Here is a 13,483-nt window from a genome sequence, read left to right on the forward strand (position 1 = left end):
CCCCCCCCCCCCCCCCCCCCCCCCAAGCTCTTCCTGACAACGGAAATAGCCAGCCGAACACCGGAAGAAATACAAAAAGCCCCGCTCTTTTTACAAGATGCGGGGCTTTTTTACGGCTATCGTTTGTGGGGGGAAGGACTCCCATTACACCTGACAAAGAGGCTACCGGGCATGCGTCACCATTCGGTCATCCACACGCCGAAACTCAGCGATTATCAGGAACTGACCCGGGTCTGGGAGGCCTCGGTCCGCGCGACCCATGATTTTCTGCCGGACAGCTACATCGAGTTGCTGCGCAACCTGGTGCTGACCCGCTACCTCGACTCCGTGATGCTGATCTGCACCAAGGACGCCAACCAACGCATCACCGGGTTCGCCGGTGTGGCGGCGGGCAAGATTGAAATGCTCTTTATCGACCCCGACTATCGCGGCCAGGGCCTGGGCAAAAAACTGCTGAACTACGCGCTGCAACATTTGAATGCCGATGAGCTCGACGTCAACGAACAGAACCCGCAGGCCTTGGGCTTTTACTTCAAGCAGGGTTTTGAAGTGATCGGCCGTTCGGAGGTAGACGGCATGGGCCAGCCGTATCCGTTGCTGCATATGCGCTTGCGCCAGAATCAGCAACGCACCTGCAATGGCTGACACACCATAAAACCCTGTGGGAGCTGGCTTGCCAGCGATGCGGACGCTGCGGTCTGCAAGAAATACCGAGGCGATGCCATCGCTGGCAAGCCAGCTCCCACAAGGGATACAGAACACCGTGAAATGGAACCGGGCTTAACCGGCGCCACACAGGTACAATGCCCACCCCTTTTTTGTTACGGCCCTGTCATGACTGACCCGATTCGCCTCTCCAAACGCCTCATCGAACTGGTGGGTTGCTCCCGCCGCGAGGCCGAGCTGTTCATCGAGGGCGGCTGGGTCACCGTGGACGGCGAAGTCATCGACGAGCCGCAATTCAAGGTCGGCGACCAGAAAGTCGAGCTCGACAAGGACGCCAAGGCCACCGCGCCGGAGCCGGTGACCATCCTGCTCAACGCTCCTGCCGGCATGGATGTAGAAACCGCCATGCAGTCGCTCAGCGCCGAAACCCTCAGCGAAGAGCACCGTTTCAGCAAGCGCCCGCTGCGCGGACACTTCCTGCGCCTGACGGCCAGCGCCGACCTGCAAGCCAAGGCCAGTGGTCTGCTGGTGTTCACCCAGGACTGGAAAATCCTGCGCAAGCTCACCGCCGACGCGGCCAAGATCGAGCAGGAATACATCGTTGAAGTCGAGGGTGACATGGTCGCCCACGGCCTCAACCGTTTGCAGCACGGCCTGACCCACAAGGGCAAGGAGCTGCCGCCGGTCAAGGCCAGCTGGCAGAACGAAAACCGCCTGCGCTTCGCCATGAAAAATCCGCAGCCGGGGATCATTGCCCAGTTCTGCGAAGCGGTCGGCCTGAAGGTCGTCGGCATCCGCCGTATCCGCATCGGCGGCGTCTCGATCGGCAAGGTTCCGGTCGGCCAATGGCGCTACCTGTCCGGCAAAGAGAAGTTCTAAGGCTTCCACTGCCGCCACAAATTTCGGCAGCGCGCCTGCGCGCTGCCCACAACGCATCAGGATTATCGACATGATTCACAACGACGTACTGCGCAGCGTGCGCTACATGCTCGACATCAGCGACAAGAAAGTCGTCGAGATCATCAAACTTGGCGGCATGGATGTAACGCTCGCCGACGTGATCACCTGGCTCGACAAGAAAGAAGAAGATGAAGAAGGTTTCGTCCGTTGCCCGGACGAAGTCATCGCACACTTCCTCGACGGCCTGGTGATCTTCAAGCGCGGCAAGGACGAAAGCCGTCCGCCGCAGCCGATCGAAGTGCCGGTAACCAACAACATCATTCTGAAAAAGCTGCGCGTGGCCTTCGAACTGAAAGAAGACGACATGCACGCAATCCTCAAGGCTGCCGAGTTTCCGGTGTCCAAGCCTGAGCTGAGCGCGCTGTTCCGCAAGGTCGGCCACACCAACTACCGTCCGTGTGGCGACCAGTTGCTGCGCAACTTCCTCAAAGGGCTCACGCTGCGCGTGAGAGCGTAAAACAGTTTCGAGCCGCAAGCTGCAAGCTGAAGCTGCAAGCCCTGCTTTAACTTGCCGCTTGTAGCTTGCAACTCGAAGCTGGCCGCATGGCCCTCCATTCCGTTAGAAAATAGTGGCTCCGCTTTTCGTGGCTGACGACTAGGGTGTACTGATCCCTAATCCTCAGGACTCGCCATGCACCCGTATTTCTCCCTGCAAGGCCGCACCGCTCTGGTGACCGGCGGCACCCGTGGTATCGGCAAAATGATCGCCAAGGCCTTTGTCGAGGCTGGCGCCCGTGTCTATGTCTGCTCGCGCGACGCGGAAGCCTGCCATCAGACAGCCGAAGAACTCAGTATTTTGGGCATCTGTCACGGCGTCGCGGCGAATCTGGCGACGGAAGAAGGTGTACAGGAACTGGCCGCACGGCTCGGCGAGCAGATCACGCATCTGGATATTCTGGTGAACAATGCCGGCACCACCTGGGGGGCGCCGCTGGAGAGTTACCCGGTCAAAGGCTGGGAGAAAGTCATGCAGCTCAACGTGACCTCCGTGTTCACTTGTATCCAGCAGTTTCTGCCGTTGCTGCGCAAGGCCGGTTCGGCGGCCAATCCTGCGCGAATTATAAATATTGGTTCGGTGGCGGGGATTTCCTCGTTTGGCGAGCAGGCGTATGCCTACGGGCCGAGTAAAGCGGCGCTGCACCAGTTGTCGCGAATTCTCGCGCGGGAACTGGTGAGCCAGCACATCAACGTCAATGTGATCGCGCCGGGACGGTTTCCGAGCAAGATGACTCAGCATATCGGTAATGATCAGCAGGCACTGGCTGAGGATACGGCGCTGATCCCGATGAAACGCTGGGGGCGCGAAGAAGAGATGGCGGCGCTGGCGATCAGTCTGGCGAGTACCGCCGGAGCCTATATGACCGGGAATATCATTCCGCTGGATGGTGGGTTCAGTCTCTGAAATCGGTGGTGCGGCTATCGCTGGCAAGCCAGCTCCCACAGGTTTTTGTGGTGTACTTGGATTATGTAGCCACTCGAGAACCCTGTGGGAGCTGGCTTGCCAGCGATGGCGCCCGCCTGGCCACCACCAGACTTGAAGCCTGCCGGGTTATCATGCCCACCCTGCCCCGCTTCGAATACACACCATGACTTACAGCGTCTCCCCCATCGGCTTCGTCCGCTCCTGCTTCAAGGAGAAGTTCGCCATCCCCCGGCAGCCGCAACTGGCCCCCGCCGCCCGGGGTGTATTGGAACTGGTGGCGCCGTTCGATCAGGGTGATGCGGTGCAGGGCCTGGAGCAGGTCAGTCACGTCTGGCTGCTGTTCCTCTTCCATCAGGCACTGGAAGAAAAACCGCGCCTGAAAGTCCGCCCTCCCCGCCTGGGCGGCAACAAGTCCATGGGCGTGTTCGCCACCCGCGCCACCCATCGCCCGAATGGCATCGGCCAATCGGTAGTGAAGCTGGACAAGGTCGAAGCCAATCGCCTGTTTATCTCCGGCATCGACCTGCTCGACGGCACGCCGATTCTCGACATCAAACCCTACGTGCCTTACGCCGACATCATCGCCAGCGCCTCCAACAGCATCGCCAGCGCCGCGCCGCAGTTGATCGACGTGCAGTGGACGGATGCAGCGTTGCAACAGGCGCTCACCCACGCTCAGCGTCTTGGCGAGCCTCTGGTCGAGCTGATCGAACAGTGTTTGGCGCAAGACCCGCGCCCAGCGTATCAAACCCCGGCGCCGGAACGTGAATACGGCGCACAGTTCTGGGACTTGGATGTGCGCTGGCATTACCCGACGCCGGAACAGATCCGCGTCCTCGAAGTCATTCCCGCCGAAGCGTAATGTCCAGAAACGAAAAAGCCCCCATTGCCTGAGCAGGCAATGGGGGCTTTTCAGTGGAGCTTACTTCTCGACGAATGCACGCTCGATCAGGTAGTCACCCGGCTCGCGCATCCGCGGCGACACGGTCAGGCCGAAGCTGTTGAGCACTTCGCTGGTCTCGTCGAGCATGCTCGGGCTGCCGCACAACATGGCGCGGTCGTCCTGCGGGTTGATCGGCGGCAGGCCGATGTCGCTGAACAGTTTGCCGCTGCGCATCAGGTCGGTCAGACGACCTTCGTTCTCGAACGGTTCGCGCGTAACGGTCGGGTAGTAAATCAGCTTGTCACGCAGCGCTTCGCCGAAGAACTCGTTCTGCGGCAAGTGCTCGGTGATGAATTCGCGGTAAGCGACTTCGTTCACGTAGCGCACGCCGTGGCACAGGATGACTTTTTCGAAACGCTCGTAGGTTTCCGGATCCTGAATCACGCTCATGAACGGTGCCAAACCGGTACCGGTGCTGAGCAGGTACAGGTGTTTGCCAGGCTTCAGATCGTCCAGCACCAGCGTGCCCGTAGGCTTCTTGCTGATGATGATCTCGTCGCCTTCCTTGAGATGTTGCAACTGCGAGGTCAGCGGGCCGTCAGGCACCTTGATGCTGAAGAACTCCAGATGCTCTTCCCAGTTCGGGCTGGCAATCGAGTAAGCGCGCATAAGCGGGCGGCCGTTTGGCTGTTGCAGGCCGATCATCACGAACTGCCCGTTCTCGAAGCGCAGGCCCGGATCGCGGGTGCACTTGAAGCTGAACAGGGTATCGTTCCAGTGATGAACACTGAGGACACGCTCGTGGTTCATGTTGCTCATGTACGTTTGACTCCTGGATATTGGCTCTGCGCTTGCTCTAGGCTGAATAAATGCCGACGGTGCGCAATTGCATCGCATTCTAATAGCGCCGACAATATCTGTTAACTGGATTATTAAGATAAGGGTTATCGGTTATATCGATATGCGATTTACTCTCCGTCAACTGCAAGTCTTCGTCGCCGTCGCCCAGCAGGAAAGCGTATCCCGTGCTGCGGGTCTGCTCAACCTCTCACAATCGGCGGCCAGCACCTCTATTACCGAGCTTGAGCGCCAGTCCAGCTGCCAGCTGTTCGACCGTGCCGGCAAACGGTTGAGCCTCAATGCCCTCGGCAAACAGCTGTTGCCTCAGGCGGTGGCCCTGCTCGATCAGGCCAAAGAAATCGAAGACCTGCTCAACGGCAAATCAGGTTTCGGCTCGCTGTCAGTCGGCGCCACCCTGACGATCGGCAATTATCTGGCGACCCTGTTGATCGGTAGCTTCATGCAGCGCCACCCGGAAAGCCAGGTGAAGCTGCATGTACAGAACACTGCCAATATCGTGCAACAGGTCGCCCACTACGAAATTGATCTGGGTCTAATCGAAGGCGATTGCAGCCACCCGGACATCGAAGTACAGAGTTGGGTCGAGGATGAGCTGGTGGTGTTCTGCGCGCCGCAGCATCCGCTGGCCAAACGCGGCAGTGCGACCATGGAAGAGTTGACGCATGAAGCGTGGATTCTGCGCGAACAGGGTTCCGGCACGCGGCTGACCTTCGATCAGGCCATGCGTCACCATCGCAGCGCGCTGAATATCCGTCTGGAGCTGGAACACACCGAAGCGATCAAACGCGCGGTGGAATCAGGACTGGGGATCGGTTGCATCTCGCGCCTGGCGCTGCGCGATGCCTTCCGCCGCGGCAGTCTGGTGGCGGTGGAGACGCCGGATCTGGACCTGGCGCGACAGTTCTACTTCATCTGGCACAAGCAGAAGTACCAGACCTCGGCCATGCGTGAATTTCTCGATCTGTGCCGCGCCTTCACCGCCGGGGTGCAGCGCAGCGACGAGATCGTTCTGCCGACAATCGCTTAAAGCAGAATCACCGCCCACACCAGCGCAATCATGCTCAGCGCGACGAATTGCGCGGCGCTGCCCATGTCCTTGGCGTTCTTGGACAGCGGGTGCAGTTCCAGCGAAATGCGGTCAATGGCCGCTTCCACTGCCGAATTCAGTAACTCGACGATCAGCGCCAACAGGCACACGGCGATCAACAGCGCCTGCTCGACGCGGCTGACATTCAGAAAGAACGTCAGCGGTACCAGCACCACATTGAGCAGTACCAGTTGGCGGAACGCCGCTTCGCCGGTGAAAGCTGCGCGCAGGCCGTCCAGCGAATAGCCGGAAGCGTTGAGGATGCGTTTCAGGCCGGTCTGGCCCTTGAAAGGTGACATAAAGTAGAAACCAACCAAAAAGGAGTGGGAAAGCTAGATCAACAAAAGTCAAAAAAGCGTGAAGACGCCAGCCATTATTGGCTCGGAATTGACTCAAGTTGTTGCAGCAGTAAAGCCGCTTGCGTACGAGTGCGCACATTCAGCTTGCGAAAGATCGCCGTGACATGGGCCTTGATGGTCGCTTCGGACACGCTCAGCTCATAGGCAATCTGCTTGTTCAGTAAGCCTTCGCAGACCATGGTCAACACGCGGAACTGCTGCGGGGTCAGGCTGGCGAGGCCATCGCTGGCGGCTTTGGCTTCGTCGGAGACGGCGACCGCTTCGAATGCCTGCGGTGGCCAGAACACATCGCCATCGAGCACTTTGCGCACCGCTTCCTGAATCACGCTCAGGTCGCTGGACTTGGGAATGAAGCCACTGGCGCCGAACTCGCGGGACTTGACCATCACCGAGGCTTCTTCCTGCGCCGAGACCATCACCACCGGAATCTGCGGATATTGTCCGCGCAACATCACCAGCCCGGAAAAACCGAAGGCGCCCGGCATGTTCAGATCCAGCAAGACCAGATCCCAGTCAGCCTTTTCGGTCAGGCGAGTTTCCAGTTCGGCGATGCTCGCCACTTCCACCAATCGCACATTCGGGCCAAGGCCCAGCGTCACCGCTTGATGCAGGGCGCTACGAAACAGGGGGTGATCATCGGCAATCAGGATGTCGTATGTGGCCATTTTTCAAATGATCCTGTTTTTGATGGCAGACCCGGTGCATTCGGGTCTGGCCAAAGCAACTCAAGATGCGCCTTTCAGGGGGCATCCACAGGGGCACGTTCAACGCCAATAACCAGCAAACACAGCGTTTCAAACCTTGGCCGCACCCTAATCGGCGCCAAGCATGCCCAGCGAAGACGGGGTGGTCAAGCAACACGGCCGCCGCTGCGTACAGTATGGGCCACTATTGGGCCAACTCCGGCTGCGGCTTTCGTATGAAGGGTTGCAACTCGGCATGGGCCGGGGTCGATTCATTCATGTCCAACTGCTGCTTGGCACCCAGGTAATGCTGGCTGAACACATCGAAATAGGCGTCCAGCGCCGACGCGGCGTCACTGTCTCCCGCCAGTTCCAGACACAGCGCAGCGACTTCTGCGGTGCACAGGTGCTCACTGCGGGTCGAGCGCCGCAAGCGATAGCGCGAGAGTTTGTCTGGCAGCAGACTGAGAATCGGCAAGCGATCAAAGTACGGGCTTTTGCGGAACATCTTGCGTGCTTCGGTCCAGGTCGCGTCGAGCAGAATGAACAGCGGACGTTTGCTGCTATCGAGTTCGACGGTGTTGGTCACCCGCGACGGCTCGACGTATTCGCCGGGGAACACCAGATACGGCTGCCATTGCGGGTCGTTGAGCAGCGCCAGCATCTGCGGATCGGGCTCGGTGCGCGACCAGATGAACGCGTGGTTATCGCGCACCACATCGGCAATCAGCCAACCGGTATTGCTCGGTTTGAACACTTCCTTGCCGGTCATGATCAGGCACACGCCGGATCGGGTTTCGACACTTGGCCGCCAGGCGCACAGGCAATGACTGATGATCACGCGGCAGTCGCGGCAACGCTCGGAGCGAAAGCCCCGGGCCTGAATCGGCTTGATGCCCTCGTCCTCGCGCTGATCGCGCAGGCGGGCTACGGCGTTGGGGGCATGGTTCATCACAGGCAAGGCCGGCAGACAGGGAAACTCGACACGAACAACACTCGGCAAGGCAATAAAGGCCGGCAGTTTACCAGAGCGAAGGGCACAAGCCTGTACCGTCCAGACCGGCTCCCCTATAATTCGCCGCCACTGAACGCACAGCCCCGTGGCTGGTCGAACCACCAGTCACCGAATCAGGAGAGTTTCATGCTGCGCCTTATCGTTCCCACCGCTGCCATTCTGCTGGCGTCGTCCTTCACCGCTCAGGCTGCGTCCTTGAGTGAGCAGAATCTGAACCGCGAGCTGCGCAACGTCGCCGCCCAAAGCAGCGTCGGCACGCCTCGGGCAATCAATGAAGACATTCTTGATCAGGGCTACACCGTTGAAGGCACTCAGTTGATCAACCACCTGAGTGTGCAAAAGAGCCACGCCGACAAAATGCGTGCCGATCCCAAAGCCGTGTATTTCCAGCTGGGTGCCTCGGTCTGCAACAACCCTTCGTTCCGCAAGCTGATGGCCAAAGGCGCGATCATGCGTTACGACTTCACTGAAGTGAAAACCAACAAAGCGATCGGCTCCGCCAGCTATCAGGAATCGGATTGCCCGAAAGCCGCCCCGGCGAAGAAGAAGTAATCATCGCGAATTGGCGCGCCGCTGTTCATCCTCGGCGCGCAGTTCGGCCAGCAAGGCCTGTAGATAGTGGGAGCGACGCTCGCCTCCTGCCAGTCGCCGGCAACACTCCTCCTCGAGACTGACTTGATTGGCCTCGGCTGATGCTTTCAGCATTCGATACAACTGCGTATCGATCTCCAGAACCACTCTGGTCATGTGTCCCGCCTCCTTGCTACCCGCAAATCCTTGAATTGCGTGCACCTTGCGTACGGTATTGACGTGAAATTGTCGTACGGTGCCTGTAAATCAGTTAATCAGAGGGTTTGGCGGCCGGTGCACGTTCTGACGAGCGGTGATGTCACTGGCCGAAAAACAGTAAGCGATTGCCAGCCAGGACTTTGCAGCGCAATGATCGATTCAGCGCAACCGCTCGCAAGGGTCTAGATTCAAAGTATTCCGATCAGTCGTTTGCGGCAGGAAAAGGAACTGCCGATTGTGTGTTTTTGCAGCGCGGCACTGACGCCGCTCGTCAGGGCCACCCGCTCTGTGCAGAAGGAGACGTTGAATGCCTTACCAACCGAATGACCTGCTCAACCGTCATTTTCAGGAAAGCGGTCCCGACCTCATCAGCCAGGTCGAAGCACAGCTCAACCGCGTTTCCCCCACCAGCCCGAACATTCCCATCTACCGCGACATGATCCTGACCGTACTGCGCATGGCTCAGGAAGATCACAATCGCTGGAACGCCAAAATTACCCTGCAGGCCCTGCGTGAACTGGAGCAGGCATTCAGAGTGCTGGAGCAATTCAAGGGCCGACGCAAAGTCACCGTGTTTGGTTCGGCGCGCACGCCGGTCGAACATCCGCTGTACGCCATGGCTCGGGAACTCGGTGCCGCGCTGGCGCGCTCGGACATGATGGTCATCACTGGTGCCGGTGGCGGCATCATGGCCGCCGCCCACGAAGGGGCTGGCCGCGATCACAGCCTTGGCTTCAACATCACTCTGCCCTTCGAGCAGCATGCCAACCCGACCGTGGATGGCACCGCCAATCTGCTGCCCTTCCACTTCTTCTTCACCCGCAAGCTGTTTTTCGTCAAGGAAGCCGACGCACTGGTGCTGTGCCCTGGCGGTTTCGGCACGCTGGATGAAGCACTTGAGGTGCTGACGCTGATCCAGACCGGTAAAAGTCCACTGGTGCCGGTGGTGTTACTGGACACACCGGGGGGCACCTTCTGGCAGGGCGCGATGGACTTCATCCGTCAGCAACTGGAAGAAAACCACTACATCCTGCCGACCGACATGCAATTGATGCGGCTGGTCTACACCGTCGAGGAGGCGGTGGAGCAAATCAACCAGTTCTACAGCAACTTCCACTCCAGCCGCTGGCTCAAAGGGCAATTCGTGATCCGCATGAATCACAAGCTCAGCGATCAAGCGCTGGAGCAGATGCAGGAGACCTTTGCCGATTTGTGCCTGAGCGACCAGTTCCATCAACACGTCTACAGCGGCGAGGAACACGATGACGCGAAGTTCAGCCATCTGGCGCGCTTGGCGTTTGCCTTCAACGCCAGGAATCACGGGCGTTTGAGAGAGTTGGTCGATTACATCAACGTGCCGGAAAACTGGGCTCATTCCAAACCGCAAACCGCGCAACGCAACCGAGAGCCGTCGAAGGCTATTTAAAACGTAAAAAAAAAAACGGCCCGCTACTTTCATAGCGGGCCGTTTTCTTCAATCGTCTTAATCGTCCATGCCTCTGCCGCTGAACAAGCGGTTGATCATCTCCATCGAGAAACCTCGATAGGCCAGGAAACGGCCTTGCTTGGCTCGCTCCTTGGCATCAATCGGTAAGTGCCCGGAGAATTTTCGCTGCCAGGTTTCCTGAAGCTGCTCCTGCCAACTGATACCGCTTTCGCGCAGGGCGAGCTCGATATCAGCGCGTTGCAAACCGCGCTGACTCAGTTCCTCGCGAATTCGCAGAGGGCCATAACCGGAACGGGCACGGTAGGAAACAAAGCTTTCAAGATAACGGGCTTCGGAAAGCAGCCCTTCTTCCGTCAAACGGTCGAGGGCTGTTTCGATCATCTCCGCCTCAGCGCCGCGCTGACGCAGTTTACGCGTCAGCTCGACTCGACCATGCTCGCGACGTGCGAGCAGGTCCATGGCGGTTCGCCGCACCGCGACGAGGGTATCAAGTACGAGTGTCATTCAGAGACTTCAAACGTCGATGTCGGCCTCGGCCATATCGTCGATTTTGTCGCGGGTCGCCGAAGCCTTGACGTCTGCTGCTGGTGCCAGCAGTTTGTCACGCAGTTGCTTCTCGAGCTTGGCAGCGATTTCCGGATTGTCTGCCAGGAACTTGGCCGAGTTGGCCTTGCCCTGACCGATCTTGGTGCCTTCGTAAGCGTACCAAGCGCCAGACTTCTCAACGAAACCGTGCAGCACACCCAGGTCGATCATCTCGCCGTTGAGGTAGATGCCCTTGCCGTAAAGAATCTGGAACTCGGCCTGACGGAACGGCGAAGCCACCTTGTTCTTCACAACCTTGACGCGGGTTTCGCTACCGACCACTTCGTCGCCTTCTTTCACCGCGCCGGTACGGCGGATGTCGAGACGAACCGAAGCGTAGAACTTCAGCGCGTTACCACCGGTGGTGGTCTCCGGGCTACCAAACATCACGCCGATCTTCATACGGATCTGGTTGATGAAGATCACCAGGCAGTTGGCGTTCTTGATGTTACCGGTGATTTTACGCAGCGCCTGGGACATCAGACGGGCTTGCAGGCCCACGTGCATGTCACCCATTTCGCCTTCGATTTCAGCCTTCGGCACCAGTGCAGCCACGGAGTCGACGATGATCACGTCAACCGCGTTGGAACGCACCAGCATGTCGGTGATTTCCAGTGCCTGTTCGCCAGTGTCCGGCTGGGACACCAGCAGGTCATCGACGTTGACGCCCAGTTTGCCGGCGTACTCAGGGTCGAGGGCGTGTTCGGCGTCGACGAATGCGCAGGTCGCGCCGGCTTTTTGTGCCTGAGCGATAACGGACAATGTCAGTGTGGTTTTACCGGAAGATTCAGGACCGTAGATTTCAACGATACGGCCTTTTGGCAGGCCGCCGATGCCGAGTGCAATGTCCAGACCCAGAGAGCCAGTGGAGATGGATGGGATCGCCTGACGGTCCTGATCGCCCATACGCATTACGGCACCCTTGCCGAATTGACGTTCGATCTGACCCAGGGCCGCAGCCAAGGCTTTCTTCTTGTTGTCGTCCATTAAAGTCCTCACGTAATCAATAAGGCCTGACGGCCAACACCTGTATAAGTAGCCAGTATTATTCCACAGCGTTCGCGGATCGCCTACCCCTGATTTTCGATTTCTCGTGCCGCCAGTCGCAGGAGCCCCTCTAGCGCGGCCTTCACCGTTTGTCGGCGGACTTCATCGCGGTTGCCGGCGAAGTGTTGAACCTCGCTGGAAACCGCATCGCCCACGCCCCACGCCAGCCAGACTGTGCCCACCGGTTTGTTCGGCGTACCGCCATCGGGTCCGGCCACGCCGCTGACCGCGACAGCGAATCGCGCCAGGCTGTGTTTCTGCGCCCCCAGTACCATCGCTTCGACGACTTCCCGACTGACGGCACCCACCGTGCCGAACAACTCGGCCGGCACATTCAGTTGCTGGGTTTTCTGCCGATTGGAGTACGTCACGTAACCGGCCTCGAACCATGCCGAACTGCCCGGAATCCGGGTGATCGCTTCGGCGATCCCGCCACCGGTGCAGGATTCAGCGGTGGTGACGTGGGCATTGAGCACTTGCAGGCGTCGGCCAAGTTCGGCAGCCAGTTGGGTGATCTCTTTCACGGTGCGCTCCAGATCGTGTGGAATGCCTCCACCGTACACGAGCCGGTTGCGCTTTCAATACACAGACTCATTCAAAATGTGCAGGCGCCAGCGCTCTGACATAGGCCTGACACGCCTGCAAGGCAATCAGTCCGCGGTCGCCGCTGTCGGTGATGGCGATAATTCGTTGAGCATGCGCCGGGTCAAGTCGGGCGCGTACGGCTGCATGATCCACGCCGCCGGGGCCGGCGGGGGCTGGCAACGCGCAGCCGGCGGCAACGTCGCCGGCATCGAGGAGGACCGACAGGCGCACATCAGCAGTGGCAAGACGATCGCGCAAGCGATCCTGATCACGTTGGGCATCGCTCATCGCTCGAAAGTGGGTTTGTTCACTGGCGGCGAGCTGCTGCTCCAGCGCCAGACGTTTATCCTGCTCGGCCTGTTGCGCAGTGGCGGCGGTCTGGGTCAGATGATTGAGGGTGTCGGCGCTTGACCGAGCCTGCTCCGCCAGTTGCCGGCCGTAGCGCCAGTCCTGAAGTTGCCAGGCGGCAGCAAAAGCACCCACGGCCAGCAACAACAGACCAATTACTCGCCAGGGGATTGGCATAACACCGCCCTCGCCCGCGCCCAGATTTCCAGACGATCCTGCAAACCGTTCAACCCGCCGTTGATACGACGGGTGATGGTGTTGAACTGGTCGCGGTCGGCCAGCTCGTTCAAGCCGTTCTGCTCCCAGAACCAGGCGGCGGACTCGGCGGCCCATTGCGGCTGCTCTAACAACTCCGGCAACGACAGCAACCGCTCATCGCCGAATAATCCAACGCTGCATTGGCGATAGTTACTGCGACCTGTGATCTGGATCAGCCCGCGACCACGATACCTCTGGCCATCGCCGTCCGCCTCGGGCGTGTTGCCCAGGCGTAGCGCCAGCGTGCCGGTGTCGTATTTGCTCAGATACTGGTTGTTGCCCAGCTCCCGAACGTACTGCAACTGGCCCGACTCGTGACCGATCTGCGCGAGAAACGCAGCGACACGTTTGGGTGAGTCGATGCGACGGCGCGCCATCGCAGAGTTGAGCGCAGAAACAAAAACGCCCGCTTGGCTGCGGGCGTTGGGCATGATGGTTAAAAGGTTGTTTTCAGTTATTTGCATAATGCTTGATCCTCCCTGGATAT

At 59.2% G+C, this 13,483-nt stretch carries 18 protein-coding genes; 8 read left to right on the forward strand and 10 right to left on the reverse strand.

What is annotated here, in order from left to right; genetic code table 11:
* The first annotated feature begins 171 nt into the window (after window positions 1-171).
* From AC3WMT_RS19420 to tsaA, 5 genes are all read left to right on the forward strand, one after another.
* Complete coding sequence (locus tag AC3WMT_RS19420; RefSeq protein WP_103302960.1) at window positions 172-645, forward strand: GNAT family N-acetyltransferase; 474 nt, start codon at window positions 172-174, stop codon at window positions 643-645.
* 189 nt (window positions 646-834) lie between these two features.
* The gene (locus AC3WMT_RS19425; protein WP_103302961.1) at window positions 835-1,545 is read left to right on the forward strand and encodes an rRNA pseudouridine synthase; all 711 of its coding nucleotides are present in this window, start codon (window positions 835-837) and stop codon (window positions 1,543-1,545) included.
* A gap of 70 nt (window positions 1,546-1,615) precedes the next feature.
* Window positions 1,616-2,083, forward strand: a complete 468-nt coding sequence (locus AC3WMT_RS19430; protein ID WP_103302962.1) for a YehS family protein — start codon at window positions 1,616-1,618, stop codon at window positions 2,081-2,083.
* Between the two features lie 174 nt (window positions 2,084-2,257).
* Window positions 2,258-3,028 (forward strand): SDR family oxidoreductase, encoded by a 771-nt coding sequence (locus AC3WMT_RS19435; protein ID WP_103302963.1) that lies wholly within the window; start codon window positions 2,258-2,260, stop codon window positions 3,026-3,028.
* Window positions 3,029-3,212: 184 nt separating this feature from the next.
* Window positions 3,213-3,911 (forward strand): tRNA (N6-threonylcarbamoyladenosine(37)-N6)-methyltransferase TrmO, encoded by a 699-nt coding sequence (gene tsaA / locus AC3WMT_RS19440; protein ID WP_103302964.1) that lies wholly within the window; start codon window positions 3,213-3,215, stop codon window positions 3,909-3,911.
* A 60-nt stretch (window positions 3,912-3,971) separates the two neighbouring features.
* Here the strand turns inward: tsaA and fpr are convergent, their stop codons facing one another.
* Window positions 3,972-4,751, reverse strand: coding sequence for a ferredoxin-NADP reductase (gene fpr / locus AC3WMT_RS19445; protein WP_002554680.1), 780 nt, complete (start codon window positions 4,749-4,751; stop codon window positions 3,972-3,974).
* 142 nt (window positions 4,752-4,893) lie between these two features.
* Here fpr and AC3WMT_RS19450 point away from each other — a divergent pair, with 142 nt between their 5' ends.
* Entirely contained in the window at window positions 4,894-5,820 is a 927-nt protein-coding gene (locus AC3WMT_RS19450) for a LysR family transcriptional regulator (RefSeq protein WP_103302965.1), read from the forward strand.
* Here the strand turns inward: AC3WMT_RS19450 and AC3WMT_RS19455 are convergent.
* The 3 genes from AC3WMT_RS19455 to AC3WMT_RS19465 all read right to left on the reverse strand — a co-directional run bounded on the left by AC3WMT_RS19455 (window position 5,817) and on the right by AC3WMT_RS19465 (window position 7,874).
* On the reverse strand, window positions 5,817-6,179 hold the full coding sequence (locus AC3WMT_RS19455) for a diacylglycerol kinase (RefSeq protein ID WP_042557932.1): 363 nt from the start codon (window positions 6,177-6,179) through the stop codon (window positions 5,817-5,819). The two genes, AC3WMT_RS19450 and AC3WMT_RS19455, sit on opposite strands and share 4 nt — an antisense overlap.
* 74 nt (window positions 6,180-6,253) lie before the next feature.
* Window positions 6,254-6,904 (reverse strand): response regulator transcription factor ErdR, encoded by a 651-nt coding sequence (erdR, locus tag AC3WMT_RS19460; RefSeq protein ID WP_103302966.1) that lies wholly within the window; start codon window positions 6,902-6,904, stop codon window positions 6,254-6,256.
* 223 nt (window positions 6,905-7,127) lie between these two features.
* Entirely contained in the window at window positions 7,128-7,874 is a 747-nt protein-coding gene (locus tag AC3WMT_RS19465) for a tRNA-uridine aminocarboxypropyltransferase (protein WP_103302967.1), read from the reverse strand.
* A gap of 189 nt (window positions 7,875-8,063) precedes the next feature.
* Between AC3WMT_RS19465 and AC3WMT_RS19470 the strand changes: the two genes are divergently transcribed.
* Window positions 8,064-8,489: a PA3611 family quorum-sensing-regulated virulence factor gene (locus tag AC3WMT_RS19470; RefSeq protein ID WP_103302968.1), complete on the forward strand. Its 426-nt coding sequence runs from the start codon at window positions 8,064-8,066 to the stop codon at window positions 8,487-8,489.
* Here the strand turns inward: AC3WMT_RS19470 and AC3WMT_RS19475 are convergent, their stop codons facing one another.
* Window positions 8,490-8,684: a hypothetical protein gene (locus AC3WMT_RS19475; RefSeq protein WP_103302969.1), complete on the reverse strand. Its 195-nt coding sequence runs from the start codon at window positions 8,682-8,684 to the stop codon at window positions 8,490-8,492.
* A gap of 349 nt (window positions 8,685-9,033) precedes the next feature.
* On the opposite strand from AC3WMT_RS19475, the gene AC3WMT_RS19480 reads away from it, so the two are divergent.
* Window positions 9,034-10,152 carry an LOG family protein gene (locus AC3WMT_RS19480; RefSeq protein WP_103302970.1) on the forward strand — a complete coding sequence of 373 codons (1,119 nt, stop codon included), beginning with the start codon at window positions 9,034-9,036 and terminating at the stop codon, window positions 10,150-10,152.
* Window positions 10,153-10,209: 57 nt separating this feature from the next.
* Here AC3WMT_RS19480 and recX read toward each other — a convergent pair whose 3' ends face one another.
* The 5 genes from recX to AC3WMT_RS19505 all read right to left on the reverse strand — a co-directional run bounded on the left by recX (window position 10,210) and on the right by AC3WMT_RS19505 (window position 13,460).
* The gene (gene recX, locus AC3WMT_RS19485; protein ID WP_103302971.1) at window positions 10,210-10,677 is read right to left on the reverse strand and encodes a recombination regulator RecX; all 468 of its coding nucleotides are present in this window, start codon (window positions 10,675-10,677) and stop codon (window positions 10,210-10,212) included.
* Window positions 10,678-10,686: 9 nt separating this feature from the next.
* The gene (recA, locus tag AC3WMT_RS19490) at window positions 10,687-11,745 is read right to left on the reverse strand and encodes a recombinase RecA (RefSeq protein WP_103302972.1); all 1,059 of its coding nucleotides are present in this window, start codon (window positions 11,743-11,745) and stop codon (window positions 10,687-10,689) included.
* Window positions 11,746-11,828: 83 nt separating this feature from the next.
* On the reverse strand, window positions 11,829-12,329 hold the full coding sequence (locus AC3WMT_RS19495) for a CinA family protein (protein ID WP_103302973.1): 501 nt from the start codon (window positions 12,327-12,329) through the stop codon (window positions 11,829-11,831).
* 67 nt (window positions 12,330-12,396) lie between these two features.
* Window positions 12,397-12,915 carry a lysis system i-spanin subunit Rz gene (locus AC3WMT_RS19500; RefSeq protein WP_103302974.1) on the reverse strand — a complete coding sequence of 173 codons (519 nt, stop codon included), beginning with the start codon at window positions 12,913-12,915 and terminating at the stop codon, window positions 12,397-12,399.
* Window positions 12,894-13,460 carry a glycoside hydrolase family 19 protein gene (locus AC3WMT_RS19505; RefSeq protein WP_103302975.1) on the reverse strand — a complete coding sequence of 189 codons (567 nt, stop codon included), beginning with the start codon at window positions 13,458-13,460 and terminating at the stop codon, window positions 12,894-12,896. Before AC3WMT_RS19505 ends, AC3WMT_RS19500 begins: the two co-directional genes overlap by 22 nt.
* Window positions 13,461-13,483 lie beyond the last annotated feature (23 nt).

The organism is Pseudomonas sp. FW305-7 (genome assembly GCF_058786735.1).

What these genes read in the sequence shown, in the direction of transcription:
- fpr (WP_002554680.1), bottom strand. Translation starts at nt 4,751, where the DNA reads ATGAGCAACATGAACCACGAGCGTGTCCTCAGTGTTCATCACTGGAAC.
- AC3WMT_RS19470 (WP_103302968.1), top strand. Translation starts at nt 8,064, where the DNA reads ATGCTGCGCCTTATCGTTCCCACCGCTGCCATTCTGCTGGCGTCGTCC.
- erdR (WP_103302966.1), bottom strand. Translation starts at nt 6,904, where the DNA reads ATGGCCACATACGACATCCTGATTGCCGATGATCACCCCCTGTTTCGT.
- AC3WMT_RS19430 (WP_103302962.1), top strand. Translation starts at nt 1,616, where the DNA reads ATGATTCACAACGACGTACTGCGCAGCGTGCGCTACATGCTCGACATC.
- AC3WMT_RS19505 (WP_103302975.1), bottom strand. Translation starts at nt 13,460, where the DNA reads ATGCAAATAACTGAAAACAACCTTTTAACCATCATGCCCAACGCCCGC.
- AC3WMT_RS19480 (WP_103302970.1), top strand. Translation starts at nt 9,034, where the DNA reads ATGCCTTACCAACCGAATGACCTGCTCAACCGTCATTTTCAGGAAAGC.
- tsaA (WP_103302964.1), top strand. Translation starts at nt 3,213, where the DNA reads ATGACTTACAGCGTCTCCCCCATCGGCTTCGTCCGCTCCTGCTTCAAG.
- AC3WMT_RS19420 (WP_103302960.1), top strand. Translation starts at nt 172, where the DNA reads ATGCGTCACCATTCGGTCATCCACACGCCGAAACTCAGCGATTATCAG.
- AC3WMT_RS19450 (WP_103302965.1), top strand. Translation starts at nt 4,894, where the DNA reads ATGCGATTTACTCTCCGTCAACTGCAAGTCTTCGTCGCCGTCGCCCAG.
- recX (WP_103302971.1), bottom strand. Translation starts at nt 10,677, where the DNA reads ATGACACTCGTACTTGATACCCTCGTCGCGGTGCGGCGAACCGCCATG.
- AC3WMT_RS19425 (WP_103302961.1), top strand. Translation starts at nt 835, where the DNA reads ATGACTGACCCGATTCGCCTCTCCAAACGCCTCATCGAACTGGTGGGT.
- AC3WMT_RS19435 (WP_103302963.1), top strand. Translation starts at nt 2,258, where the DNA reads ATGCACCCGTATTTCTCCCTGCAAGGCCGCACCGCTCTGGTGACCGGC.
- AC3WMT_RS19475 (WP_103302969.1), bottom strand. Translation starts at nt 8,684, where the DNA reads ATGACCAGAGTGGTTCTGGAGATCGATACGCAGTTGTATCGAATGCTG.
- AC3WMT_RS19500 (WP_103302974.1), bottom strand. Translation starts at nt 12,915, where the DNA reads ATGCCAATCCCCTGGCGAGTAATTGGTCTGTTGTTGCTGGCCGTGGGT.
- AC3WMT_RS19455 (WP_042557932.1), bottom strand. Translation starts at nt 6,179, where the DNA reads ATGTCACCTTTCAAGGGCCAGACCGGCCTGAAACGCATCCTCAACGCT.
- recA (WP_103302972.1), bottom strand. Translation starts at nt 11,745, where the DNA reads ATGGACGACAACAAGAAGAAAGCCTTGGCTGCGGCCCTGGGTCAGATC.
- AC3WMT_RS19465 (WP_103302967.1), bottom strand. Translation starts at nt 7,874, where the DNA reads ATGAACCATGCCCCCAACGCCGTAGCCCGCCTGCGCGATCAGCGCGAG.